Annotated in this window: 23 protein-coding genes; 12 read left to right on the top strand and 11 right to left on the bottom strand. The window is 72.3% G+C overall.

All coding sequences use genetic code 11. The annotated features are described in order from the left end of the window. The first annotated feature begins 86 nt into the window (after nucleotides 1–86). From ACZ7LU_RS08620 to ACZ7LU_RS08600, 5 genes are all read left to right on the top strand, one after another. On the top strand, nucleotides 87–908 hold the full coding sequence (locus ACZ7LU_RS08620; RefSeq protein ID WP_471916157.1) for an SGNH/GDSL hydrolase family protein: 822 nt from the start codon (nucleotides 87–89) through the stop codon (nucleotides 906–908). Nucleotides 909–931: 23 nt separating this feature from the next. Next, complete coding sequence (locus ACZ7LU_RS08615) at nucleotides 932–2,227, top strand: acyltransferase family protein (RefSeq protein WP_471916156.1); 1,296 nt, start codon at nucleotides 932–934, stop codon at nucleotides 2,225–2,227. A 64-nt stretch (nucleotides 2,228–2,291) separates the two neighbouring features. After that, nucleotides 2,292–3,020: a response regulator gene (locus tag ACZ7LU_RS08610; protein WP_471916155.1), complete on the top strand. Its 729-nt coding sequence runs from the start codon at nucleotides 2,292–2,294 to the stop codon at nucleotides 3,018–3,020. Then, on the top strand, nucleotides 3,017–4,519 hold the full coding sequence (locus tag ACZ7LU_RS08605; RefSeq protein ID WP_471916154.1) for an ATP-binding protein: 1,503 nt from the start codon (nucleotides 3,017–3,019) through the stop codon (nucleotides 4,517–4,519). Before ACZ7LU_RS08610 ends, ACZ7LU_RS08605 begins: the two co-directional genes overlap by 4 nt. Then, nucleotides 4,516–5,055: a hypothetical protein gene (locus ACZ7LU_RS08600; protein WP_468559770.1), complete on the top strand. Its 540-nt coding sequence runs from the start codon at nucleotides 4,516–4,518 to the stop codon at nucleotides 5,053–5,055. The genes ACZ7LU_RS08605 and ACZ7LU_RS08600 overlap by 4 nt, the downstream gene beginning before the upstream one ends. Here ACZ7LU_RS08600 and ACZ7LU_RS08595 read toward each other — a convergent pair. Beyond that, complete coding sequence (locus tag ACZ7LU_RS08595; protein ID WP_468559772.1) at nucleotides 5,042–6,061, bottom strand: helix-turn-helix transcriptional regulator; 1,020 nt, start codon at nucleotides 6,059–6,061, stop codon at nucleotides 5,042–5,044. The genes ACZ7LU_RS08600 and ACZ7LU_RS08595 overlap by 14 nt on opposite strands. A gap of 113 nt (nucleotides 6,062–6,174) precedes the next feature. Between ACZ7LU_RS08595 and ACZ7LU_RS08590 the strand changes: the two genes are divergently transcribed. Further along, entirely contained in the window at nucleotides 6,175–6,912 is a 738-nt protein-coding gene (locus ACZ7LU_RS08590) for an NIPSNAP family protein (RefSeq protein WP_471916153.1), read from the top strand. A gap of 16 nt (nucleotides 6,913–6,928) precedes the next feature. On the opposite strand, the gene ku is transcribed toward ACZ7LU_RS08590, so the two are convergent. The 3 genes from ku to ligD form a co-directional block, all read right to left on the bottom strand. After that, entirely contained in the window at nucleotides 6,929–7,918 is a 990-nt protein-coding gene (ku, locus tag ACZ7LU_RS08585) for a non-homologous end joining protein Ku (protein WP_471916152.1), read from the bottom strand. A 152-nt stretch (nucleotides 7,919–8,070) separates the two neighbouring features. Continuing rightward, entirely contained in the window at nucleotides 8,071–9,042 is a 972-nt protein-coding gene (locus ACZ7LU_RS08580) for a hypothetical protein (RefSeq protein ID WP_471916151.1), read from the bottom strand. Nucleotides 9,043–9,090: 48 nt separating this feature from the next. Beyond that, complete coding sequence (gene ligD / locus ACZ7LU_RS08575) at nucleotides 9,091–10,038, bottom strand: non-homologous end-joining DNA ligase (protein WP_471916150.1); 948 nt, start codon at nucleotides 10,036–10,038, stop codon at nucleotides 9,091–9,093. Between the two features lie 271 nt (nucleotides 10,039–10,309). Between ligD and ACZ7LU_RS08570 the strand changes: the two genes are divergently transcribed. Both ACZ7LU_RS08570 and ACZ7LU_RS08565 read left to right on the top strand, forming a co-directional pair. Continuing rightward, entirely contained in the window at nucleotides 10,310–10,438 is a 129-nt protein-coding gene (locus tag ACZ7LU_RS08570; RefSeq protein ID WP_471916149.1) for a hypothetical protein, read from the top strand. Between the two features lie 94 nt (nucleotides 10,439–10,532). Further along, a complete protein-coding gene (locus tag ACZ7LU_RS08565; RefSeq protein WP_471916148.1) occupies nucleotides 10,533–11,687 on the top strand; it encodes a SagB/ThcOx family dehydrogenase in 1,155 nt (384 codons plus the stop codon). 27 nt (nucleotides 11,688–11,714) lie between these two features. Here ACZ7LU_RS08565 and ACZ7LU_RS08560 read toward each other — a convergent pair whose 3' ends face one another. The 6 genes from ACZ7LU_RS08560 to ACZ7LU_RS08535 all read right to left on the bottom strand — a co-directional run bounded on the left by ACZ7LU_RS08560 (nucleotide 11,715) and on the right by ACZ7LU_RS08535 (nucleotide 16,611). Next, the gene (locus ACZ7LU_RS08560) at nucleotides 11,715–12,797 is read right to left on the bottom strand and encodes a serine hydrolase domain-containing protein (protein ID WP_471916147.1); all 1,083 of its coding nucleotides are present in this window, start codon (nucleotides 12,795–12,797) and stop codon (nucleotides 11,715–11,717) included. After that, entirely contained in the window at nucleotides 12,794–13,723 is a 930-nt protein-coding gene (locus tag ACZ7LU_RS08555; protein ID WP_398304264.1) for a DUF6895 family protein, read from the bottom strand. The genes ACZ7LU_RS08560 and ACZ7LU_RS08555 overlap by 4 nt, the downstream gene beginning before the upstream one ends. Beyond that, entirely contained in the window at nucleotides 13,720–14,676 is a 957-nt protein-coding gene (locus tag ACZ7LU_RS08550) for a DUF6895 family protein (RefSeq protein WP_471916146.1), read from the bottom strand. The genes ACZ7LU_RS08555 and ACZ7LU_RS08550 overlap by 4 nt, the downstream gene beginning before the upstream one ends. Beyond that, nucleotides 14,673–15,380, bottom strand: a complete 708-nt coding sequence (locus ACZ7LU_RS08545) for a hypothetical protein (protein ID WP_471916145.1) — start codon at nucleotides 15,378–15,380, stop codon at nucleotides 14,673–14,675. The genes ACZ7LU_RS08550 and ACZ7LU_RS08545 overlap by 4 nt, the downstream gene beginning before the upstream one ends. An 11-nt stretch (nucleotides 15,381–15,391) precedes the next feature. Further along, entirely contained in the window at nucleotides 15,392–15,577 is a 186-nt protein-coding gene (locus tag ACZ7LU_RS08540) for a hypothetical protein (protein WP_398304257.1), read from the bottom strand. A gap of 110 nt (nucleotides 15,578–15,687) precedes the next feature. Next, nucleotides 15,688–16,611: a LysR family transcriptional regulator gene (locus tag ACZ7LU_RS08535; protein WP_471916144.1), complete on the bottom strand. Its 924-nt coding sequence runs from the start codon at nucleotides 16,609–16,611 to the stop codon at nucleotides 15,688–15,690. Nucleotides 16,612–16,763: 152 nt separating this feature from the next. On the opposite strand from ACZ7LU_RS08535, the gene ACZ7LU_RS08530 reads away from it, so the two are divergent. After that, the gene (locus ACZ7LU_RS08530; RefSeq protein WP_398304865.1) at nucleotides 16,764–17,153 is read left to right on the top strand and encodes a VOC family protein; all 390 of its coding nucleotides are present in this window, start codon (nucleotides 16,764–16,766) and stop codon (nucleotides 17,151–17,153) included. Nucleotides 17,154–17,163: 10 nt separating this feature from the next. Here the strand turns inward: ACZ7LU_RS08530 and ACZ7LU_RS08525 are convergent, their stop codons facing one another. Beyond that, nucleotides 17,164–17,928 carry a ZIP family metal transporter gene (locus ACZ7LU_RS08525; protein WP_471916143.1) on the bottom strand — a complete coding sequence of 255 codons (765 nt, stop codon included), beginning with the start codon at nucleotides 17,926–17,928 and terminating at the stop codon, nucleotides 17,164–17,166. 196 nt (nucleotides 17,929–18,124) lie between these two features. Between ACZ7LU_RS08525 and ACZ7LU_RS08520 the strand changes: the two genes are divergently transcribed. Genes ACZ7LU_RS08520 through ACZ7LU_RS08510 form a run of 3 tightly spaced genes read left to right on the top strand, consistent with a single transcriptional unit; the run spans nucleotide 18,125 to nucleotide 21,655 of the window. Then, entirely contained in the window at nucleotides 18,125–19,363 is a 1,239-nt protein-coding gene (locus ACZ7LU_RS08520; RefSeq protein ID WP_471916142.1) for a lycopene cyclase family protein, read from the top strand. Nucleotide 19,364: 1 nt separating this feature from the next. After that, complete coding sequence (locus ACZ7LU_RS08515; RefSeq protein ID WP_470977161.1) at nucleotides 19,365–20,093, top strand: class I SAM-dependent methyltransferase; 729 nt, start codon at nucleotides 19,365–19,367, stop codon at nucleotides 20,091–20,093. Next, nucleotides 20,090–21,655, top strand: coding sequence for an FAD-dependent oxidoreductase (locus ACZ7LU_RS08510; protein ID WP_470977164.1), 1,566 nt, complete (start codon nucleotides 20,090–20,092; stop codon nucleotides 21,653–21,655). The genes ACZ7LU_RS08515 and ACZ7LU_RS08510 overlap by 4 nt, the downstream gene beginning before the upstream one ends. The last annotated feature ends 41 nt before the right edge of the window (nucleotides 21,656–21,696 follow it).

Here is a 21,696-nt window from a genome sequence, read left to right as displayed (position 1 = left end):
GTCAGGTGTGACGGGAGGGCTCCCGGTAGATGATGAAACGATGACAGCGCCCCTGATCTGCGGTTCTGCGGGTTCTGCTGGACGACATGAACACCGAGAACACTCCTTCCCCCCGCCCCCGACGCCCCCTGTGGCGCACGACTGCGATCGCCCTCGTGGCGGCGGTGAGCATCGCCGCTCTCGCCGCCTGCGGTGGCGGCAACGGCGACTCCGGCTCCGGCTCCGGCTCCGGCGACCGGAGCAAGAACACGGACACGGACTCGAAGGCGAACGCACCCAGGGTCCTGTGGATGGGCGACTCCATCGCCGGAGCCGAGGCCCCGGCTCTCGGCGCAGCGTTGCGGGCCGACGGCGCGCCCTTCAAGTCGATGGCTGCCGACGGTGGCGGTGGCGTCATCGGTGAGATCGCCGAGCCGACCTGGGACCAGCTGCCCAAGGAGCTCACGTCCTTCAAGCCGGACGTCGTCGCGTACCAGATCACCACCTACGACTGGGGCAAGCCCGGCGAACAGCGTGCCGCCTACGAGAAGCTGGCCGAGAAGGTCGGTGCCGCCGGCGCCGAACTCGTCTTCGTCACCGCGCCGCCCTTCAAGATCGACGACTTCTACAAGCCGCACGAGGCCGAGATCAAGACAGCCGCGAAATCGGCCCAAGCGGTGGCCGAGCGGCACCAGGGGAAGGTCCGCTTCCTCGACGCCTCCGCCCTGTGGGGCACCGACAGCGGTGCTCCCAAGGCGCAGCGCAGCAAGGACGGCATCCACTCCTGCCAGCAGGGTTCGGCCGCCTTCGCGCAGTGGCTGAGCAAGGAGCTGGGCCGGTTGCACTCCTTCACGCCCGCCCCGGCCGACCGGTGGGCCACCGGTTCGTGGACCGGCGACAAGGTCTACAGCTCGCTGGGCTGCAAGTAGTCACGCCATCCGGAAAGAAGCCCATGCCCGCGCCCGCCCCTGCCCTGTCCCCCGCATCCACCGCCGTCCCCGGCTCCGCCTCCGCGGCGTCCCCGCCCCGCCGTCATATCGCGCCCTTGGACGGTCTCCGCGGGCTGGCCGTCCTCGGCGTGCTGCTCTTCCACGCCGGCCGGTTCAGCGGCGGCTTCCTCGGCGTGGACCTGTTCTTCGTCCTGTCCGGGTTCCTGATCACCGGTCTGCTCCTCAAGGAGACGGCCCGCGACGGCCGCGTCGACCTGGTCGCCTTCTGGGGGCGGCGCGCCCGCCGCCTGTTCCCCGCCCTCGCCGTGGCGCTCGCGGGAACCCTGCTCCTGGTGTGGGCCTTCGGCTCGCCCGCCCTGCTGCGCTTCGGGCTCGACGACACCCCGTGGGTGCTCGGCAACCTCGCGAACTGGCACTTCATCGCCGACCAGGTCGGTTATTGGGACTCCGCCGACACCCGCGTGTTCAGCCACCTGTGGAGCATCGCGGTCGAGGAGCAGTTCTACCTCGTCTGGCCGCCGGTCCTCTGGCTGCTGGCGCGCGGCCGGCGCCCCCGCGGTCCCCGGGCCGTGGGGGTGCGGGTCGCCGTCGTGGCCGCCGCCGGGGCCGCGGCCTCGCTGGCGCTCATGATCGCCTTCACCGGGCCCGTCGACACCACGCGCGTGTACGAGGGTACGGACACGCGCGCCTTCTCGCTGCTCCTCGGCGCGCTGATGGCGACCGGGCCGGCCTCCCGCCTCGTGGCGCGGCTCGGGGCGCGGGCCGCATCCTGGGCGGCCCTGGCCCTGGCCTGCGGGATCGCGACGTACTGGCTGCTCGCCGACGGGCAGAACTCCCCCTCCCTGTTCCGGGGCGGACTCTTCCTCCACGCGCTGGCCGCGGCCCTGCTCATCGGCTGCCTCGCGCACACCCCGGACAGCCCTGTCGGCCGGATCGTGGGCAGCACCCCGCTCCGCTGGTTCGGCGCGATCTCCTACAGCCTCTACTTGTGGCACTGGCCGGTGTACGTCCTGCTGAGCGAAGAGCGCCTGGGCACGGCGGGCTGGGACCGTACCGCGATCGTCGTCGCCGTCTCCGTCGCGGCCGCCACCCTCTCCAAGTACCTGGTGGAAGACCCCGTGCGGTTCCGCGCCCGCTGGGCACATGGCCGTTCCGGAGCGCTCGCACTCCTGGCCGCCCTCGCCGCGCTGGCCGCTCTGTGGGCGGTGATTCCCGAGCCACGGTCCGGGGCCGGGTCCGTGGACATCACCCGGCTCGCCGCCTGCGCCCCGGAACTCGCCCACGGCGACAAATGGTAAAGAAGGAGGCAAACATCAATACATGCACACGCCTTAATACGCACCCGGAGAAGAGCGCATCGCCATGCCACGAGTTCTGTTGATCGAGGACGATCCCGCGGTGCAGAAAGGGGTGACGCTGGCGCTGCGGCGCCGGGGGCACGAACTGGAGGTGGCGGCGAGCGGCGAGACCGGCCTGCTCACTCTGGAGCGGTTCCGGCCCGATCTGGTGCTGCTCGATCTGATGCTGCCCGGCATCTCCGGCCTGGAGGTGTGCCGCCGCATCCGCGAGACCCGGCAACTGCCGATCATCATTCTCTCCGCGCGTGGCGACGACATCGATCTGGTCGTGGGCCTGGAGGCGGGCGCGGACGACTACATCGTCAAGCCCGCCAGCGGGGAAGTCATCGAGGCCCGGATGAAGGCGGTCCTGCGGCGCGTGGTGCCGCAGGACCCCGTGGCCGATCCCCCGCGGGCCGGGCAGAACGCGTACGCGGGACCGGTCACTCCGGAACGCCACGGTGACCTCTCCCTCGACCGCAGCGCGCTTCTGGTGTCCAAGAACGGTCATGAAGTTCCGCTGGCGCCATCGGAGTTGAAGCTGCTGCTCTTCCTGGCCGCCGCGCCCGGCCAGGTCTTCAGCCGCCAGCTGCTGCTGGAACAGGTGTGGGAGCACAGCTTCTACGGCGACGCCCGCCTCGTCGACGCCTGCGTCATGCGGCTGCGCGGGAAGGTCGAGGACGACCCGCGCCATCCGGTGTACATCCAGACGGTACGAGGCTTCGGCTACCGCTTCGGTCCCGTACCGTCATGAGGCCGCGCCCCCCGCGAGGGCTCCGCGTACGCCTCGTCGTCGCCTTCCTGCTCGTGTCGGCGCTCAGCGCGCTGATCACCGCCGCTCTCACGTTCCGCCAGGCCCGGTCCGCGATCCTCGATCGTACGCAGGACAACGCGGTCCACGACCTGCGTGCCCAGGTCGATTCCCTCGCCCCCGACCTGCCCTTCCCGCCGACCGCACAGGACCTGCGGAACTTCACCCTCCAGCTCGACAGGGCCGGCAGCTCCCGCGACTGGCACACCGCCGCGTCCTACCGGGGCGGCCCACCCGTGACGGCCCCGGGCGCCCCACAGAGCACGGCGATTCCCGCGGCCCTGCGCGCCGCGGTCGGGGAGCGGCAGGACTCGGCGGTCCGACAGCGGATCGAGCGTGACGGCGCCCCCTGGCTCGTCATCGGCATGCCTGTCGGTTACGCCGCAGACCACCCGGACGACGAGCGTGCCGCGTCCGGCCTGGTCGTGTACGCCACCTTCTCCCTCGACGGCGACAAGGCGGACATCTCGGCGCTGGTCACGGCGGCGCAGGCGGGCGCCGTCCCCGCGCTGGTCATCGCCCTGGCGCCGGCTCTGATCGCGGCCCGCCGGGTCCTGCGCCCCGTCCGAGGACTGCGCAACGGAGCCGAGAGGATCGCCTCGGGCGAGCTCGGCACGCGGCTCCCGGTGACCGGCCACGACGAACTGTCCGACCTGACCCGCACCTTCAACACGATGGCGGCGCACCTGGAGAAGGACGACGCCGAACTGCGCCGCATGGAGGCCACCGCACGCCGCTTCGCCGCCGACGTCGCGCACGAACTGCGGACACCGCTGGCCGCCATGACCGCGGTGACCGGGGTCCTCGACGAGGACGCGCAGAGCGGGGTCCTGCCTCCGGACACCGCCGACGCCGTCCTCCTCATCAGTGACGAGACCCGCAAGCTCGCCCGCATGGTCGAGGACCTGATGGAGGTGTCGCGCTTCGACGCGGGCGCCGCCGCCCTGCACCCGGACGACGTCGACCTGCGCACGCTCGTCGAGAAGACCGTGCAGCTGCGCGGCTGGCGGACGCCGCCGGGGCAGGTCGTGGTGGAGGTGCCCGAGGACGTGCGCGTATCCGTCGATCCGAGGCGCATCGATGTCGTGCTGGCCAACCTGATCGGCAACGGGCTGCGGCACGGGGCCCCGCCGGTCGTCGTCCGGGCGTGGGCGACCGCGGGGACCGACGGTGACGGTGACAGGGTGACTGTCACCGTCACCGATCACGGTCCCGGCATTCCCCACGACGTCCTGCCGCACGTCTTCGACCGCTTCTACAAGGCGGACGCGGCCCGCGCCCGGTCCGAGGGCAGCGGACTCGGCCTGGCCATCGCCGCCGAGAACGTACGCCTGCATCACGGCACCCTCACCGCCGCCAACTCGCCCGAGGGCGGCGCGGAGTTCACGCTGACCCTCCCTCTCTCCGGCCCAGTCCCCGACGCGGAGGAACAGCAGCCATGAGAAATCGCCTCCCCCTGCTCTCCCTGCTCGTCCCGGTGCTGCTGCTGGCGGCCGGCTGCGGGATCAGCCCCACCGCTCCCGAGAAGGCGGGCGCCTCTGCCTCCGGGATCCAACGCCCCGGCACCGGTGCCGACTTCGCACGCCTCTACTTCGTGGGCCCGTACGGCCTGCGCGCCGCCGCCCGTCCTGCCGACCGCCCGCTCAGTCCGCAGCAGGCCCTGGACCTCCTCCTGGAAGGCCCCACCAGCGCGGAACGCGAACGCGGCCTGATCAGCGAGGTCCCCTCGATGAACGGCCGCCTGACGGCGACCGCGACCACCGGCACGGTCGACGTCTATCTCCCTGTGAACATCAAGGAACTCCAGGTCGCCGCCGTCAGCCAGCTCACCTGCACCGCCGCCCACGCCGACGTGCCCGGGGGCCGGGCTCCCACGACCGTGGACGTCCGCTTCCACGAGAACCTCGGCCGCGCCCCGAGCCCGTGGACCGTACGCTGCGACGCCAACGGCAACGCCCATCCCCTCACCGACTCATGACGTCCCGCACCTCGTCAGGCCCCTCGCCCCTGTCGGCGTCGTACGTTCCGGCGAGTGCGTTCACCGTGTCGGCCATGGCCCGGCGGAGTTCCGCCGGAGCGACGACCTCGACGTCGACACCGAGTCGCAGCAGCTCACCGCAGGCGTGCTCGGTGCTCTCCGTCGGGATGACCGCCTCGGTCCATCCGTCGTCGCCGACAGGGGTCGCGGTGGACTCGACGGCCCGCACCACCTCCGGGGGAAGGTTGTCCGGCAGCCGTCGGCGTCCCCTCGGCGAGAGACGGACCGTGGCCGTGCCGGTGAAACGGCGCTTCTCGAAGTCGTCGAGATAGGAGGCCCAGTAGGCGCCCAGGTCGAAGTCGGGCGGTCGGTCGAACCGCTCGTCGCTCAGGGCCGCGTCGAGGACCTGGGTGACGCGGTAGGTCGCGGTCCGGCTCTCCGTGGCGGCCACGAGGTACCAGACGCCCGACTTGAGCACGAGACCGTACGGGCGGAGCCGACGCCGTACTTCCTGCGGCGCGCGCCACCGCCGGTAGCGCACGTCCACCACGTTACGGCCGAGCACCGCGTCGACGAACAAGGTGAGGTACGGCGCCGGTTCGGGCTCCCGGTACCAGGCCGGAGCGTCCAGGTGGAACACCGCCGCGGTCCGCGCCGCCTCCTCGCGCGCTCCCGTGGGCAGCGCGGCCAGCAGCTTGAGCCGTGCCGCGGCCACCTCTTCCGCGAGCCCCAGGTCCGCGGCGGGTCCTGGCAGCCCGGCGAAGAACAGCGCCCTTGCCTCGCCCTCGCTCATCCCGGTCAGGCGCGTGCGGTAGCCGTCGAGCAGCTGATAGCCGCCGTTGCGGCCCGGCTCCGCGTAGACCGGCACCCCGGCGGCCTGCAGCCGGGCCACGTCGCGGTACGCGGTCCGCACGGACACGCCCAGCTCGTCGGCGATCCCCCGCGCGGACATGCGGCCGCGGGATTGCAGCAACAGCAGCACTGACAGCAGTCGACCGGCAGACATGGCCGCATTCTCCCCGTAAACCCTGACAGCCCCTGGCACAAGGCCGCCCTACCGTCGGTGCCCAGCCCCCAACAACTGACCGCCGCATCGAACGCCACGAAGGAGCCTGCCGCGTGTCTCTCGCCGAGACTTCCAGCCGTCCCGCCGTCATCGAGCTTCGCCAGTACACGCTGCGCCCCGGCCGTCGCGACGAGCTCATCGAGCTGTTCGACCGGGAGTTCGTCGAGACGCAGGAAGCGGCGGGGATGCGAGTGCTCGGCCAGTTCCGTGACCTCGACGACCCGGACCGCTTCGTCTGGCTGCGCGGCTTCCAGGACATGGCGACACGGCGCCGCGCGCTGACCGCCTTCTACGGGGGCCCCGTCTGGGCGGAGCACGGCCCGCAGGCCAACGACACCATGGCCGACTCCGACGACGTCCTGTTGCTGCGCCCCTTGTCGAATCACGACGGTTTGGCCGTCTCCCCCGCCGGGCGGGCTCCTATCGGCGCTCCGGCCCCCGAACGGTTCGTCTGCGCCACGGTGTGGTCCTTCGCGCCCGGCCGGGCCGCTGGCAGCGCGCTGATACGGGACAGGCTCCTCCCCGTGCTGCGCGCGACGGGACCCGCGCCCTTCGCCGCCCTCACCACGGAGACGGCCCCCAACACCTTCGCCCGGCTGCCCGTCCGCACCGGGGCGAACGTCACCGTGGTCCTCACGTCGTACCCCGACGAGAGCGCGTACCGCCGGCACCTCGCCGACGTGCTCGCTCACCCGCTCGCTCGGGACGAGATCCTGCCGGGCATCGAACGGGAGCAGACGGAAGCCCCCAGGACCCTGCGACTCGCGCCCACGGGCCGTTCGCTCCTCTGATATGTAACAGCCGTGGTCAGGCGGCGCCTTTGCCGCGGCGGCGGCCGGTTCCGGCGAGCGCGTCGATCAGCTCGTCCCGGCTCATCTTGGAGCGCCCATCGATGCCCTGATCCGTGGCTCGCTGGTACAGCTCGCTCTTGCTGAGTTGCTGAAGTTCGGTCGCTTTCCCGGGCTTGGGCTTGCTCTTCGCCGAGTCTCTGCTCTTCGCCGCGTTCTTGCTCTTGGTGCCACGGGCCTGGTCGAGGCTGCCCTGCAGGACCTCCATCAGGTCGACGACGTTGGTGGCCTGCGGCGCCTCCTCCGCGGCCTCGATCTCCTGGCCCTCCGCCTTCGCGCGCACCAACTCCCGCACCTTCTCCTGATACGTGTCGTGGTACTTGGCCGGCTCCCACGGCGCGTCCAAGGCGTCGATCAACTGAACCGCCATGTCCCGCTCCTTGCCCTTGCCCACCTGGCCCGAGGGCAGTTCCGGCAGTTCCTCGCCCGGGTCGCGCACCTCGTCCGCCCAGTGCAGGGTCTGCAGCACCAGCACCTTGTCGTCGGCGCGCAGCGCGGTCAGGTACTGCTTGCCGCGCATCACGAACGTCGCGATCCCGGCCTTGCCCACCTCCGCCAGCGCCTCCCGCAGCAGCCCGTACACCTTGGCGTGGTCCTTGCCGCGCGGGGCGACGTAGTACGTACGGTCGAAGTAGACCGGCTCGATGTCGTCCAGGTCGACGAAGTCGCTGATGTCGATGGTGCGGGAGCGGCCCGGGGCGATCTCGTCCAGTTCGTCGGGCTCGATGACGACGTACTCGCCCTCGGCCGCCTCGTAGCCCTTCACGATGTCCTCGGACGGCACTTCCTTTCCGGTGCGTTCGTTGACGCGCCGGTTGCGGATCCGGTCGGTGGTGCCGCGTTGCAGCTGGTGGAAGTGGACCGTGTGGTTCTCGACCGCGGTGTACAGGCCGACCGGCACGCTGACCAGCCCGAAGGTGATCACCCCGGTCCAGATCGCGCGTGCCATGAGCGCCTGCTCCCCTCATGTGTCGAAGTCCCTGCTGCCCACGCTGGCACTCCCGCGCGGGGAGCGCTCGCTGGGAGCGGGCGAGTGGGCGAGTGGGACCACCTATGTGCAGGGCTGCCTACGTGTGGGGGCCGCTCACGTGCGGGAGCCGCCTACGTACGGGAGCCGCCGCGCAGGCGTTCAGCTTCCCGGGCGGCGTCCCGAGCCGCCTGTTCGGCCCCGGCGACGGCGTCAGCCGCCTCCCGGCTCCGTTCCTCGGCGTCCCGCTCTGCCCGGTCGGCCCGCCGCAGCTCCTCCCGTGCCCGACGCAGCTGTTCCTCGGCCGCGGTCACCTGCCGGCGTGCCTCCTCGTGCCGGTCGCGAGCCTCCTGCAGCACCTCTTCGGCGTCCCGGTGTTCGGCGTGCCGCTCGCGCAGCTGCTCGTCCGCCGCTTCGGCGGCCTCGCGGGCCTCTTGTGCGCGCCTTTCCTGCTTCTGACGGCGCCGCTCGGCGAGTTCATCCTTCGCCCTGGCGGGCCGCTTCCCCGCGTCCGTCCCTGTCCCTGCGCGTGACCGCTGCGCGGTGCCCTTGGGCCGGGCCGACTTCGGCCGCGCGCCTGCGGTGCCGGTGATGCCGGAGGGCGGGAATTCCGCGGGCGGGGTGAGGGCGCTTTCCAAACGTCCCGTCGCCCACTGGTCTGCCGCGTCCTCATCGGCGAGTACGGCGTGCAAGGTGGAGGCGACGTCCTGCTGCGCCGCGTCCGACAGCCGGTGCCCGGCGTCCCTGGCGAGCTCGGCAGCCTGTCGGGACAGGCTCGCGACGACGCTGCCGCGCTGCTTGGACAGCTCTTTGATCTCGGCCGCGTCCAGGGTGCGGTACGCCTCGCGCAACTCCTGCCCGAGGTCGAGGAACCGTCGGCTCTCTTCCGGTCGGGAGTGCAGCAGCAGGTTCGCCGCCCACGCCGCGAGGGTCGGGCGGCGGGCGGCACGGATCCGCCGGGCGTCCGCCGCGCGTCCTTCCGTCCTGGCCCGCGCGGCCAACTCCTCACGGCGGGAGACGAAGCGGGGCGGCGCGGTGGCGTAGAGCTCGTCGAGCACACTCTCCACGTCGCGCTCTTCACTGTCCTTCGCACTCTTGCGCCGCATCCTCCTCAGCCTCCCCCGAGCCGCGTCTCCGTGCACTTCGGGTCGCCCCTAGGGGGCCAGGTCCGGGCGCAGTCGGTGCCATACCGGATGGCGCAGAAGTCCGGCCCGGGTACGGGTGGCGTAGCGGACTTCGGCGACCAGCCGGGGCAGGACCCATCTGGCGCCGGGCACGGCGGGTGCGGGCGTGAAGGGGCAGTCGTCGATGGCGGCGACGTCCAGGAGCCGGGCGAGCTCGGCGCGTTCCCGCTCGCTCCACCCCGTGCCCACACTCCCCCGGTAGACCAGGACCCCGTCCTCGTACTCCCCGACCAGGACCGCGCCCGGCAGACCGCCGAGGCGCCCCTGCCCCGGCAGCCAGCCGCCGACGACCGCGTCCACGGTGCGCACATTCCTGATCTTGAGCCAGGCCGGTGAGCGCCTGCCGGGTTCGTAGACCGAGTCGAGCCGCTTCAGCACGATGCCTTCCAGACCCTGCGCGTGGGCGAGTTCCAGGGCCTCGCGGCTGTGGCCGGTGACGGCTGTGGGGATGGACCAGCCCGGCCCGGTCTCGACCAGCTGCGTCAGAGTGGCGCGGCGGTGGGTGTAGGGCATGCGGGTGAGGTCCTGGCCGTTTAGGAAGAGCACGTCGAACAGGACGAGGTGCGCGGGGGCCTGCGCGGCGAGGCGGGCGGCTTTCGCCGGGGAGCCGGCCAGCCCCATCCGGGGCTGGAGAAGCGCGAAGCTGGAACGGCCCGCCTCGTCGAAGACGACGATCTCCCCGTCCAGGACCGCCGGCACGTCGCCCAGGACGTCGGCCAGGGCGTGGAGTTCGGGGTAGGCGGCGGTGATGTCCTCGCCGGAGCGCGAGCGGATCAGCACGGTGTGGTCGCCGGGCAGGTACACGACCGCGCGCTGCCCGTCGTACTTGGTCTCCGTGCTCCACAGGTGCTCGCTCTGCGGGGGCGGCAGCGAACCCGGGGTGGCGAGCATGGGGGCGATGCGCGGCAGGGGGGTCATGCTTGTCAGCCCTCGCCCCATCCGGTCGCGTTCATGCGCGCCGTCGGCCCATCTCGCCCGGTCGGCCCCGCCGCCCCCGGCACCGTCCCCGCCGCGGCGGTGGTACGGGGGCGCACGGTTTACGCACACCGAGTAATCCTCTCGCGACTTTGCGTAGCAATGCTTCCCGTCCATCCTCTCGATGGGTTTCGCGGCAGTCGACCTTTCTCCTCCCTCGTACGCGGGAAGCACGCAGGTGAACGCCGACTCGCGGGAAGGAGGTGACGACTCGATGCGCAAGGTCCCGATCCAGGCCCGGACGATGGTGCGCGCCGACCGGCAGGTCCACGGCAACAACCCTCACTGGCAGTGGCGCTGGCGCTGGGTGGCGAAGGCGGCCGGCAACGACGCCCGACGGTAGCTCCGCGCCTGACGGCAGATCCAGGGGCCGGCGCTCCCCCCACGGGCTCCGGCCCCGTTTCCCTCATCCGCCCGCATCGCCTCCGGGAGTCCCCTTGCGGCTGCGTCGTTCGCGCGGTCTGACCTGCTACTGGCACGCAGGCATGTTCGTGCTGCACCCCTACCCGCACGGCACACCGACCACGCTGCACCCGGCGGTGTCCGAGATCCTGTCCGCCTTCGAGGAGTGGACGACGCCCCAGGAGGCCGCCGAGGCCCTGGACCACCTCACCCCTGACACCGTCGCCGACGCCGTCGCGGCTCTGATCGAGGCCGGGGTGCTGCTGGCCGAGGACGACCCCCGGGCGGTACGCGACGACGAGATCGCCCGGCACTGGAGCACCTGGTCGCCCGAGGCGTCGTTCTTCCACTACACCACTCAGGACGTGTACGACGACCTTGAGCAGGCCACTTCTGAGCGGACCGAGGGAGAAGAGCACGAAGGGCAGGAAGGGCCCGCTGCCGTGGGGGTATTCACCGGATACCCCGACGCGCCCCGCGTCCTGCTGCCCCGGCCCCCGGCGGACCTGTCGGTTCCGTACGGGCAGGTGCTCTACGCCCGACGCACCGTGCGGGACTTCACCGACTCCCCCGTGCCGCTGGACGTGCTGGCCACCTTGTTGGCCGCGTCATTCGGCCCGGTGCACTTCATCGACTGCGGACTCGGCGCCCTGTACCTGCGCACCAGCCCGCAAGGCGGCGCGCGCCAGGAACTCGACGCCTACGTCGGGGTGCGCAACGTCACCGGCGTGGCGCCCGGCTGGTATCACTACAACGGTCTCCAGCACTCTCTGGAGCTGCTCACCGAGGGCCTGTCCCGCGACGAGGCGGCCCACCTGTGCGCCGACCAGGAGTGGGCCGGGGCGGCCTCTTTCCTCGTGGTCCTGGCCGCCAGGCTGGAGCGGATGAGCGTGAAGTATCCGACGCCGCGCTGTTACCGCGTATCCCTGCTCAACGCGGGCCATCTCGGGCAGACGTTCGCGCTGACCGCGACCGCGCTGGGCCTGGGTCCCGCCCAGACCGGCGCTTTCCGGGACTCCGCGCTGGCCGAGCGCTGCACCTTGGACAACACCGGCCACACCCCGCTGTACGTCCTCGCCGCAGGGCCTCCGCATCCGGAGCCCACGGAGGCGCCGCCGACCGCCACCGTCGGGACCTTCGGCGCCACGCGTCTCGTCACGCCCGGTGGTCGACGGCCGCCTGGAGGCTGAAGTCCACGAAGGTGGTGACCCCACGGATCAACGAACGTTCACGCCATAAGGAGCGGCGTTCGACGGAAGACCGCCGGTCAGCGAGCCGAGCAGGGCGTAGGCGGTCGGGACGAGGGTGTCCCGGCGGCTGTGGCGGCGGGTGGACAGGGCGACGAGCGCGGTGCCGCTGTCGGGGCGGAAGCCCAGGAAGGCGGTCTGTCCGCTGGTGGCTCCCATGTGGAAGTACATGGTTCCGCCGTCGGCGGGGTGGTGGAACCAGGCCGCGGTGTGGGTGTGCGCGTGGTTCCAGCCGCGGCGCAGCAGCGGGCGGCGCACCTCCTGGAGGGCGGCGGCGAGCGATGAGCCGTCGGGGCGCAGGTGTGCTTCGAGGAAGGTGAGCAGGGCGTCGGGGGTGGCGCGGACGGCGCCGGCCGCCTGGAAGCCGCCGATGCGGAGGGGCGGCGTGGGGGTGGTGCCGTCGGCGCGGTGGCCGGTGGCGTCGATGCCGGGGCCGGTGGGGCGCAGGGCGGTTCCGTCGAGGAGGCCGAGGGGGCGCAGGACGCGCTCGGTCAGCAGGTGTTCCCAGGGGGTTGCGGTGGCCGCCGCGAGGGTGTGTCCGAGGACGGCGACGGCGAAGTTGGAGTAGCGCCAGCGGGTGCCGGGCCGGTGGCGCGGGCGGGCGCGCAGGAAGGCGCGGACGACCCGCTCGGGCGGGTAGTGGGCGTAGGGGTTGGTGGACCAGCGGGGCAGGGCCTGGGGGTAGAAGTCGGCGGGCAGCGGCGGCAGTCCGGAGGTGTGGGTCATGAGGTGCGTCAGGGTGGTGGGGCGCGGCCCCGGTGGTCTGGCGGGGTCAAGCAGGGAGACGGCCGGGTCGTTGCCGGACAGTACGCCGTGGTGGACGAGGTCGGCGAGGAGCAGGCCGGTGAAGGTCTTGGACGCCGATCCGATCTCGTACCGGAGTCGCTCGCGCGGTACGGGTGTGGTGGGCGCGGTGCCGCCGCTGCGGACGGTGCGGTGGCCGTGTCGGGAGAGCGCGAACACGACGTCGGGCGAGTCGACGGACGTGACGGCCGCGTCGAGGAGTCGGGCGTCGTCGCTGTACCGGCCGTGCTGGTGGCCGGGGCGGTTCACGCGGGGGCCTCGGCGGTGAGCCGGCCCATGGCCCGCGAGGTGGCGAGGACGGAGGCGAAGGCGGCGACCAGGGTGGAGTGGTAGACGACGTCGAAGACGTCCTCGGGGTCGCCTTCGGGCATGGCGCGCACCGCGGGCATGGCCCCGTCGGGTTGCTGGGCGGCGGCGAAGCCCTCCCAGGAGGGCGCGTCGAGGGTGGGGTCGGGCAGGCAGGCGTCGACGACGAGCAGTTCGCCGAGCAGGTCCCATCGTTCCAGGTCGAGCCAGTCGTCCAGCCAGACCGGCAGCCACTGGCTCAGGTGGTCGGCGACGTCGGCCGGCAGGCCCTCCGGTCGCTCGCCCCAGTCGGTGAGGTGGAAGACGGTGTGGGTGATGTCGTAGGCGGTGCGGGTGTCGACGGTCCAGGGCTCCGGGCGGCGTGCCAGCCATGTCCGGCGGAACGCCTCGTCCTCGGGCAGGGTCGGCGTGAGCCCGAAGCGCCGTTCGAACGCGCTGAGGGCGAGTCTCCGGACGGGTAGGACCTCGAGGGCGGCATAGCCGGTCAGCCGGTGGTTGAGCAGGATCGCCCGTTCCAGCTCGGGCTGGCTGTAGCCGAGTTCACGGAACGGGATGTAGGTCTCGAAGGGGATCGGGGAGATCGGTTCGGTGCGCTGGCCGCGCACCAGCATCCGCCCGCCGTCCAGGACCTCCCGCCAGGCGTGGTCGATCAGCCGGCGGGCCAGGTCGGCCTGGCGGGAGCCGGCGACCCCTTCGCGGAAGAGCACTGTGCAGATGAAGGCGAGTTCGCCGACGGGTTTGAACCGTTCGAGGAATCCGGTCTCGGGGTCAGCGTCGGGTTGCAGCCGGAACCCGTCGCGGTGCGCGAAGAGCCATTCGATGGCTTTCACTCCGACCGTGTGGACAAGACGGGTGCTGGCGGCGGTCATTGCGGCACTCCTCGGTGGGTCGCGTCGCTGTCCGGTGCTTCGGCACGACGGGCGGCGGTCAGGGTGGCGGCGAAGGCCGCGACGAGTGTGGAGTGGTAGCAGTTGGCGAAGACCCTCGGGACCTCCTCACCGTGGGGTCCGCGGTCCGTCTCCGGCAGTGCTCCGGAGGTGTCCTGCGCCAGTGCCAGGGCCCGCCAGGCGTCGTCGGTGAGTTCGGGCGCCGGGGGGTCGGGGAGGGATGCGGCGACGGCGAGCAGTTCGCAGCTCAGGTCCCAGAGTCCGGCTTCCACGCAGCTGTCGAGCCAGGCGGGCAACCAGGCGTGCAGGTATGCCGCGATGTCCTCGGGCACGCGGTGCGGGGCGTGGCCCCAGTCCGTGAGGTGGTAGACGACGTGGGTGAGGGTGTATCCGGCGGTCCGCTCGAAGGCCCACGGCTCGGGCAGGCCGCCCAGCCAGGTGCGGCGGAGTGCGGCGGAGGTGGCCTCGTGGGGCGTGAGGCCGGTGCGGAACTCGGAGTTGAGCACGCTGAGCAGGCGGTTCGGGAGCTGTTCCGTCGTCCGCCAGGCCCGGGTTCGGACCAGGGTGGCGGTGAAGCGCTCGTACGCCGGGTTGCGCAGGCCGGCGGAGGCGAACGCTGCGTACACCTCGAAGGGGTACGAGGCCCAGGGTTCGAGCCGTTGCACGTCGAGGAACAGGGCACCGTCGCGGGTCTCGCGCCAGGCATGCCGGAGCAGGTCGGCGGCGGTGTCGTGCGCCGTCGTGCCCGGCCGGGTGGCGCGGCGGACGCACAGGCACATCTGGGCCAGTTCGCCGACAGGTTTCCAGGAGCCGTTGACGTCGGCGTCCGGTTCGAGGGCGTCGTCGCCGAGCCGGAAGCCGTCGCGGTGGTCGGACAGCCAGCCGAGTGCGCTGTCGGCCAGCCGTCGCACCTCGGTCGTCACCGGTGAGGTCACGGCGCTCCAAGCCTCGCGGGGCGCAGGAGCCGGGCGGCGTGCAGGTGCAGTGAGACGCGTGGGTCGTCGCCGCCCATGAGGGTCACGAAATCCAGCCCGGCGGCCAGGCCCAGCGTCTCGGGCACGTCGTCGAGGAGGGCCAGCCAGCGTCCGACGCCGGCCGCCTGGAGCCAGCCCCGGCGTCGTACGGCGCGTACGAAGCCCCGGGCGATGTCGAGGGTGCGGCCCGCCGCGGCGCGGGCCACCGCGCTGTCGGCGTCCGGTACGGCGAGCGGGGCCAGCAGGGACAGCTGGTGGGTGAGCGCCTGCCAGGGGAGGTCGTCCAGCCAGGCGGCGTCGGGCTCGATGTCACCGGGGGGAGTGCCGGCCGCCGGTGCGCCCAGTCGCCGCAGCGTGCGGGTCATCGCCCAGTGGGTCCAGCGGGAGGTGACCGAGGCGTCGGGGCCTGGCGGGTGGGCGAGCACCGCCTTCTCGCAGACCGCCAGGTCGACAGGGGCGGGTGGGGCGCCGTGCAGAACGCTCGGCAGCAGGACGTCCGCCCCCAGGACGCGGACCGCGGCGAGGCCGAGGTCGTCGTCCCCGGTGGTGACCGCCGGGCCGGCGGACATCCGGGAGTGGCCCCCGCTCTCCAGAGCGGAGACCACGTTGGAGGCGAGTTCCCGCACCGCGCCCGTCAAAGGCGTCAAAGTGCCGGGCTGCTCCATCTGGTTGCCCTTCAGCGCTTCTTCGGCCGTGGCGTCGGGGGCGACAGGAGCACCCCGCCTTGGCCGCCGGCGAGGGCCAGTGCTGCGCACTCGCGGCTGTCACGGTAAAAGCCCTGGCTTTCGCCCGGGTTGAGGGCCTCTTCGATGTCGGTCTCCGAAACCTTGGTGCTGTCCCGGAGCTCGTACTCGTTCGTCATGCCATCATCCCCTGATGCGGAACGGAATGTCTGCTTCCACTTCCAGTGGACCGCAGCCGTCCCCAACACGCAACTGGCGCAAAACCGGCAATGACATACAACGTTCAAGCTCATTCCGGCCAGTTCACCGGACCGGGTCCGGGCGCGCACTGCACGCCGGTAGTTCCACCCACCCCCACCAGCGCGAGAAAAGCTGCGGCCGCCGGTGACGGCGTGAACCGGCTCCAGACCAGGCGCTCCACTCGTACGGGTCCGTTGGTGACCGGCACGCTCCGCAGGCCGTGCAGCTCGACGGAGAACAGCGCGGGCAACAGGGCGACACCCAGTCCGTGGCGGACCATCCGGGCCATCAGCTCGACGCCGGACACCTCGAAGGCGACCTCGCGCCGCAGCCCTGCCGCCGCGAACGCCTCGTCGGACTGGGCGCGCGCCGCACTGCCTTCGGCGAAGTCGACGAACACCTCCTCGACGAGGCGGCGCAGGTCCACCTCCCGCTCCGCGGCCAGCGGGTGTTCCGGGGCGACCACGGCGACGTGCTGCCCGTGGGCGAGTTCGTGGTCCCGGACACCCTGGGGGCGAAACCCCGGCTGTACGCCGAGGAACGCCGCGTCCAGCGCCCCTTCGCGCACCTGCTCCACCAGCCGTTCGCTGGAGCCCGCCCGCAGCGTGATCCGCACCTCCGGATAGCGCTTGCGGTAGTCGCGCAGCACGGCCGGCAGGTCGACGGCCGCGACAGTGGGAATCGAGCCGACGGTCAGCCGACCCCGTATCTCACCGGTGGCCGCCGCCACTTCAGCCCGGGCCCGCTCCGCCGCCTCCAACGCCTGCCGGGCCGCGGGCAGGAACGCCTCTCCCGCGGCGGTCAACCGCACCCGGCGGCTGGTCCGGTCGAACAGCCGGGCCCCCAACTCCTTCTCCAACTTGGCCACTTGGTGACTGAGCGCGGACTGGACGACGTGGCACCGCTCGGCCGCGCGGGTGAAGCTCGCGGTCTCCGCCACGGCGAGGACATAACGCATCTGCTGGAGATCCATCGATCCATCGTGATTCACGATGGATCGGATGACAAACATGCGTTGGACCGATGGATCGCCGTTCGGCGATGCTGAACTCACCAACGGGCCACGGCAGTCGCCGGCCGGCCCGCACCTCGCACCCCGGTGCCCTCGACCGCACGGAGACCCTCATGCGTGTGATCGCCTTCGACCACCTCGTCCTCAACGTCGCCGACATCGAGCGCTCGCTCGCCTTCTACACCGGCCCCTTGGGACTGGACCCGGTACGGGTGGAGGAATGGCGCGCGGGCCAGGTCCCCTTCCCCTCCGTGCGGGTCAGCCCCACCACCATCATCGACCTCGTCGAGGGACCCGACGGGGAGCCGAAGGGCTCCAACGTCGACCACATCTGCCTCGTGGTGGAGCCGCTCGACTGGCAACAGGTCATCGACTCCGGCGTCTTCACGGTCGTCGACGGTCCCGGCAAGCGCTTCGGCGCCCGCGGCACCGCGATCTCCCTCTACGTCCAGGACCCGGACGGCAACACCGTGGAACTGCGCTGGTACCCGGAAGAGGACTGACCGGGAGCGCTCAGCCCGCGTGGGAGAGCGCGAAGGAGACCAGGAAGCCGCTCACGGTGATCAGCCCTATGGCCAGATGCGTGTCCTCGAACGCCTCCGGGATCATCGTGTCGGCGACCATGGCGAGGATCGCCCCGGCGGCCACCGCCGTCACCGCCGCGATGACGGAGGTCGAGAAGCCACCGACCACGGCGTAACCAAGCACCGCGGACACGGCGCACGCCGCGGCGATCGCTCCCCACACGCCCATGACGTACAGGCGGCCGCGGCCGGCCCGTTTCATGCCCACCGCGCTCGACAGTCCTTCGGGGACGTTGCTGAGGAACACCGCCGCCACGGTCACGAGACTGACCGCGCCACCGTCGAGCAGGCTGACCCCGATCACCGCGGACTCCGGCACTCCGTCCAACAGGGCACCGAACGCCAACGCCGTCCCCGACCCGGCCTGTTGTGCCTCAGAGGGCTGCGCCTGGGAACTCCGGTGGCCCGAGCGTTTACGGTGCCGGGCGCCGCGCCGCGCCAGCCACGCGTTGCCCGCGGTGTAGGCCGCGGCGCCGCCCAGCGTGCCGATGACCGCGGGGGCGAGCCCCGCCTGCTCGTACGCCTCCCCGACCAGCTCGAAGGAGACAGCCGAGATCAACACCCCCGCTCCGAAGGCCATGACCGTCGCCACGAGCTTCTGCGGCACCCGCAGCCCGTACCCCACCCCTGCCCCGAGCAACAGCGCGGAGCCCGCCACGAGTCCCCACAGTCCAGCCTGTACGACGTCTTCCATGCGGACCCGTGTACCCGACACATAGACCGCCACGCTCATGCACTGACGGCACACACGGACCCCATTCACCCGTGATGATGAGATTTGCCCGCGGTGGTGCATCCATGCGGCGATCTCGTACGGAATGCTGTGCACAGCACGGCGCATTCCAGGGTGCGCGGCACAGTGACCGGCCGGACGACCGGCGAGGGGGTTCATGCTCGACACGCAGATCGCCATCGTGGGGGCCGGCGCGGCCGGGCTCTCGCTGGCGTACCACCTGGCCGGCGTCGGCTCCGGCGGCCAAACGCCCTCGGTGGTGCTGGTCGATGCCCCGGCGGGCCCCTTGAGGCCGGCCGAGCGCACCTGGTGCTTCTGGGAGGAGCCGGGCGGCGCGTTCGACTCCGCCCTGACGGCCGCCTGGGACACCCTGCGGGTCAGAGCCCCGGACGGCGCCGCCGTCGCCGCTTCGCCCGCCCCGCTGCGCTACAAGATGCTGCGCTCCACGTCCTTCGAGTCCCTCGTCGGCGACCGGCTGGCCGTCGAACCGAACGTGGTCCGGCTCGACGGGGTGGTCGAGAACATCCGCGAACTGGAGCGCGGCGCCGAGATCCACCTGCGTCCCCAGGCCGGGCAGCCCCGCGCGCTGCGGGCCCGCTGGGTGTTCGACTCCCGTCCCCTGCGGGTCCTTCCGCCGGGGCGCACCACGCTGTTGCAGCACTTCCGCGGCTGGTTCGTCACGACCGACCGCCCGGCCTTCGACCCGCGGGTCGCGGACCTGATGGACTTCCGCACGCCGCAGCCCGCCCACGGTCTTTCCTTCGTCTACGCCCTGCCCATGAGCCCCTGTCAGGCCCTGGTGGAGTACACCGAGTTCTCCCGCCAGGTCCTGGACGACCAGAGTTACGACGCCGCCCTGCGCCGGTACCTGTCCCACGAACTGGCCCTGGAGCGCTACGAGGTCACGCGGGTGGAGCACGGCGTCATTCCCATGACCGACGCGCGCTTCCCGCGCCGCACCAGCCCTTCCGTCTTCCGCATCGGCACCGCGGGCGGAGCCACACGCCCCTCGACCGGATACACCTTCGCCGCCGTCCAACGGCAGGCCCACACCATCGCCGCCGCCTGCCGGCAGGGCCGGACTCCCCGGCCGCCCGCCGCCCACTCACCCTGGTCACGGGGCATGGACGCCGTCCTGCTGCGGGCCCTGCACACCGGACGCGTCAGCGGGGCGGAGTTCTTCACCGGCCTGTTCCGCCAGGTGCCCATGGAGCGGCTGCTCCGCTTCCTCGACGGACGCACCAGTACCCGCGAAGATCTGTCCATCGGACTGCGCACCCCCGTGCGCCCCATGCTGCGCACCGCCCTCGAACTGCCTCTGCTGCCCAAGCACCGCGCTACTCTCGCCCGCTCCCCCGGCACGACGGGCCGTCCAGCCGACCGGAAAGAGAACTGACATGACCGTGCTGCGCGACGACGGCCTGTCCGCCGCGTTCGACCACGCCGCCCGCACCTACGACCGGCTGGTCGCCGTCAACCCCGGCTACCACGCCCACCTGCGCCGCTCGGCCCGCCGACTGCGGCTGCCCCGGGGCGGCGCCGGACTGCGACTGCTCGACCTGGGCTGCGGGACCGGTGCCTCCACCGCCGCCCTGCGCCACGTCGCCCCGCTGGCCGAGATCGTCGCGGTCGACGCCTCACCCGGCATGCTGGAGCGCGCCGCAGCGAAGGCGTGGCCGCCCACCGTCACCTTCGTGCACGCCCCCGCCGAGCGGCTCGAAGAGGCCGGCGTGCACGGGCCGTTCGACGCGGTCTTCGCCGCCTATCTGTTCCGCAACCTCGCCGACCCCGACGCCGTGCTCGCCGCGGTCCGCGCCCTCATGGCACCGCACGGGCGACTGGCCGTGCACGAATACACCCTCAGCGGCCGTCCGGTCGACCGCCTGGTGTGGCGTGCCGTCTGCAAGGCGGTGGTGCAGCCCGCCGGCACCCTGACCGGCGACGGGCCCCTCTACCGGCACCTGTTCCACAGCGTGACCGGCTTCGACACGGCGGACGAGTTCGCCGCTCGTACGCGCCGGGCCGGCTTCTCCGGAGTGCGCGTCCTGCCGATGCCCGGCTGGCAGACCGGCATCGTGCACACCGTGCTGGCCTCCGTCGGCGCAGCCCACGAGGCCGCGCGGTGAAGCGGCGCACCACGTCGCCGGACGGGTCGGCCCGCCGCGGCCGCGACCGCCGCGCCCAGGTGTGGCAGGCGCCCACCGGCCTGTCCCGTCCGGCGCAGGGCCCGCCGCCCACGGCGGCCGTCGTGGGCGGCGGCCTGGCAGGCCTCGCCGCCGCCACGGCCCTGGCCGAACGAGGCGTCCAGGTCACCCTGTTCGAGCGCGACGACCAGCTGGGCGGCCGCCTGGCGGGCTGGCCGGTCGAACTCGCCGACGGCTCCACGGCGACCATGACCCGCGGCTTCCACGCGTTCTTCCGCCAGTACTACAACCTGCGCGGCCTGCTGCGTCGGGTGGACCCCGGCCTCGACATGCTGACCCGACTGCCCGACTATCCGCTGTGGCACAGCGCGGGACACCGGGACAGCTTCGCCAAGGTGCCGCGCACACCGCCCTGGAGCGCCCTCGGCTTCGCCGCGCAGAGCCCCACCTTCGGCGGGCGCGACCTGGCCCGCATGAACCCGCGCGCTGCCCTGCCCCTGATGGATGTGCGCGTACCGGACGTGTACCGGCGGCTCGACCGGCTGAGCGCGCAGGAACTGCTGGAGCGCATCCGCTTCCCCCGGGCGGCCCACCATCTGGCGTTCGAGGTGTTCTCCCGCAGCTTCTTCGCCGATCCGCGCCGGCTCTCGGCCGCCGAACTCGCCCTGATGTTCCACATCTACTTCCTCGGCTCCAGCGAGGGCCTGCTGTTCGACGTGCCGCAGGAACCGTTCCCAGCGGCGCTCTGGGAGCCGCTGGCCGCCTACCTCACCGGCCACGGCACGGACATCCGCACCGGGCACGCGGTGGAGAACGTGCAGCCCACCCCGGCCGGTGGGTTCCGCGTCAGCACCAGGCACGGCGAGACGCGGCACGACAGCGTGGTGCTCGCCCTGGACACGGCCGGGCTGCGGCACGTGGTCGCCCGGTCCCCCGGGCTCGCCGACCGCGCCTGGCGCGAACGGATCATGCGGCTGCGGACCGCCCCGGACTTCCTCGTCTCCCGCCTCTGGCTGGACCGGCCCGTCGACCCCGACCGGGCGGGATTCCTGGGAACCAGCGGATACGGCCCGCTCGACAACGTGAGCGTGCTGGAACGGTGGGACGGCGAAGCCCTGCGCCGGGTCGCCCGCACCGGCGGCTCAGTGGTGGAACTGCACGCCTACGCCGTCCCTGAGGGCACCGACCGGATCGCGGAACAGGACCGGCTGCTGACCCAGCTCCACCGCGTCTACCCCGAGACACGCGACGCCAAGATCATCGACGAACGCCACGAATGGCGTGCCGACTGCCCCCTGTTCGCGGTGGGCACCTACCAGGACCGGCCCACGGTACGCACCACGGACCCGGCCCTGACCGTCGCGGGCGACCTGGTCCGCACCGACCTTCCGGTCGCTCTCATGGAGCGCGCCGTGACCTCCGGTTTCCTCGCCGCGAACGCGCTGCTCCAGCGCTGGGGCCTGCGCGGCCAGACCCTGTGGTCGGTCCCGACCCGCGGCAGGGTGGGCGCCCTGCGGGCCCTGAACCGGCTGGTCGGCACCTGAGCAGGACGGGCCCGCGTGAACCGGAGGCCGTCGGCGGCAGG

The sequence above is a fragment of the Streptomyces sp. NPDC039462 genome (assembly GCF_055639375.1).
This window is presented reverse-complemented; position numbering and strand designations above follow the sequence as displayed.

Excerpts from the sequence above, each read along its gene's own strand:
- ACZ7LU_RS08620 (WP_471916157.1), top strand. The coding sequence starts at position 87 with ATGAACACCGAGAACACTCCTTCCCCCCGCCCCCGACGCCCCCTGTGG.
- ACZ7LU_RS08615 (WP_471916156.1), top strand. The coding sequence starts at position 932 with ATGCCCGCGCCCGCCCCTGCCCTGTCCCCCGCATCCACCGCCGTCCCC.
- ACZ7LU_RS08610 (WP_471916155.1), top strand. The coding sequence starts at position 2,292 with ATGCCACGAGTTCTGTTGATCGAGGACGATCCCGCGGTGCAGAAAGGG.
- ACZ7LU_RS08605 (WP_471916154.1), top strand. The coding sequence starts at position 3,017 with ATGAGGCCGCGCCCCCCGCGAGGGCTCCGCGTACGCCTCGTCGTCGCC.
- ACZ7LU_RS08600 (WP_468559770.1), top strand. The coding sequence starts at position 4,516 with ATGAGAAATCGCCTCCCCCTGCTCTCCCTGCTCGTCCCGGTGCTGCTG.
- ACZ7LU_RS08595 (WP_468559772.1), bottom strand. The coding sequence starts at position 6,061 with ATGTCTGCCGGTCGACTGCTGTCAGTGCTGCTGTTGCTGCAATCCCGC.
- ku (WP_471916152.1), bottom strand. The coding sequence starts at position 7,918 with ATGGCACGCGCGATCTGGACCGGGGTGATCACCTTCGGGCTGGTCAGC.
- ACZ7LU_RS08580 (WP_471916151.1), bottom strand. The coding sequence starts at position 9,042 with ATGCGGCGCAAGAGTGCGAAGGACAGTGAAGAGCGCGACGTGGAGAGT.
- ligD (WP_471916150.1), bottom strand. The coding sequence starts at position 10,038 with ATGACCCCCCTGCCGCGCATCGCCCCCATGCTCGCCACCCCGGGTTCG.
- ACZ7LU_RS08570 (WP_471916149.1), top strand. The coding sequence starts at position 10,310 with ATGCGCAAGGTCCCGATCCAGGCCCGGACGATGGTGCGCGCCGACCGG.
- ACZ7LU_RS08555 (WP_398304264.1), bottom strand. The coding sequence starts at position 13,723 with ATGACCGCCGCCAGCACCCGTCTTGTCCACACGGTCGGAGTGAAAGCC.
- ACZ7LU_RS08545 (WP_471916145.1), bottom strand. The coding sequence starts at position 15,380 with ATGGAGCAGCCCGGCACTTTGACGCCTTTGACGGGCGCGGTGCGGGAA.
- ACZ7LU_RS08540 (WP_398304257.1), bottom strand. The coding sequence starts at position 15,577 with ATGACGAACGAGTACGAGCTCCGGGACAGCACCAAGGTTTCGGAGACC.
- ACZ7LU_RS08535 (WP_471916144.1), bottom strand. The coding sequence starts at position 16,611 with ATGGATCTCCAGCAGATGCGTTATGTCCTCGCCGTGGCGGAGACCGCG.
- ACZ7LU_RS08530 (WP_398304865.1), top strand. The coding sequence starts at position 16,764 with ATGCGTGTGATCGCCTTCGACCACCTCGTCCTCAACGTCGCCGACATC.
- ACZ7LU_RS08525 (WP_471916143.1), bottom strand. The coding sequence starts at position 17,928 with ATGGAAGACGTCGTACAGGCTGGACTGTGGGGACTCGTGGCGGGCTCC.
- ACZ7LU_RS08520 (WP_471916142.1), top strand. The coding sequence starts at position 18,125 with ATGCTCGACACGCAGATCGCCATCGTGGGGGCCGGCGCGGCCGGGCTC.
- ACZ7LU_RS08515 (WP_470977161.1), top strand. The coding sequence starts at position 19,365 with ATGACCGTGCTGCGCGACGACGGCCTGTCCGCCGCGTTCGACCACGCC.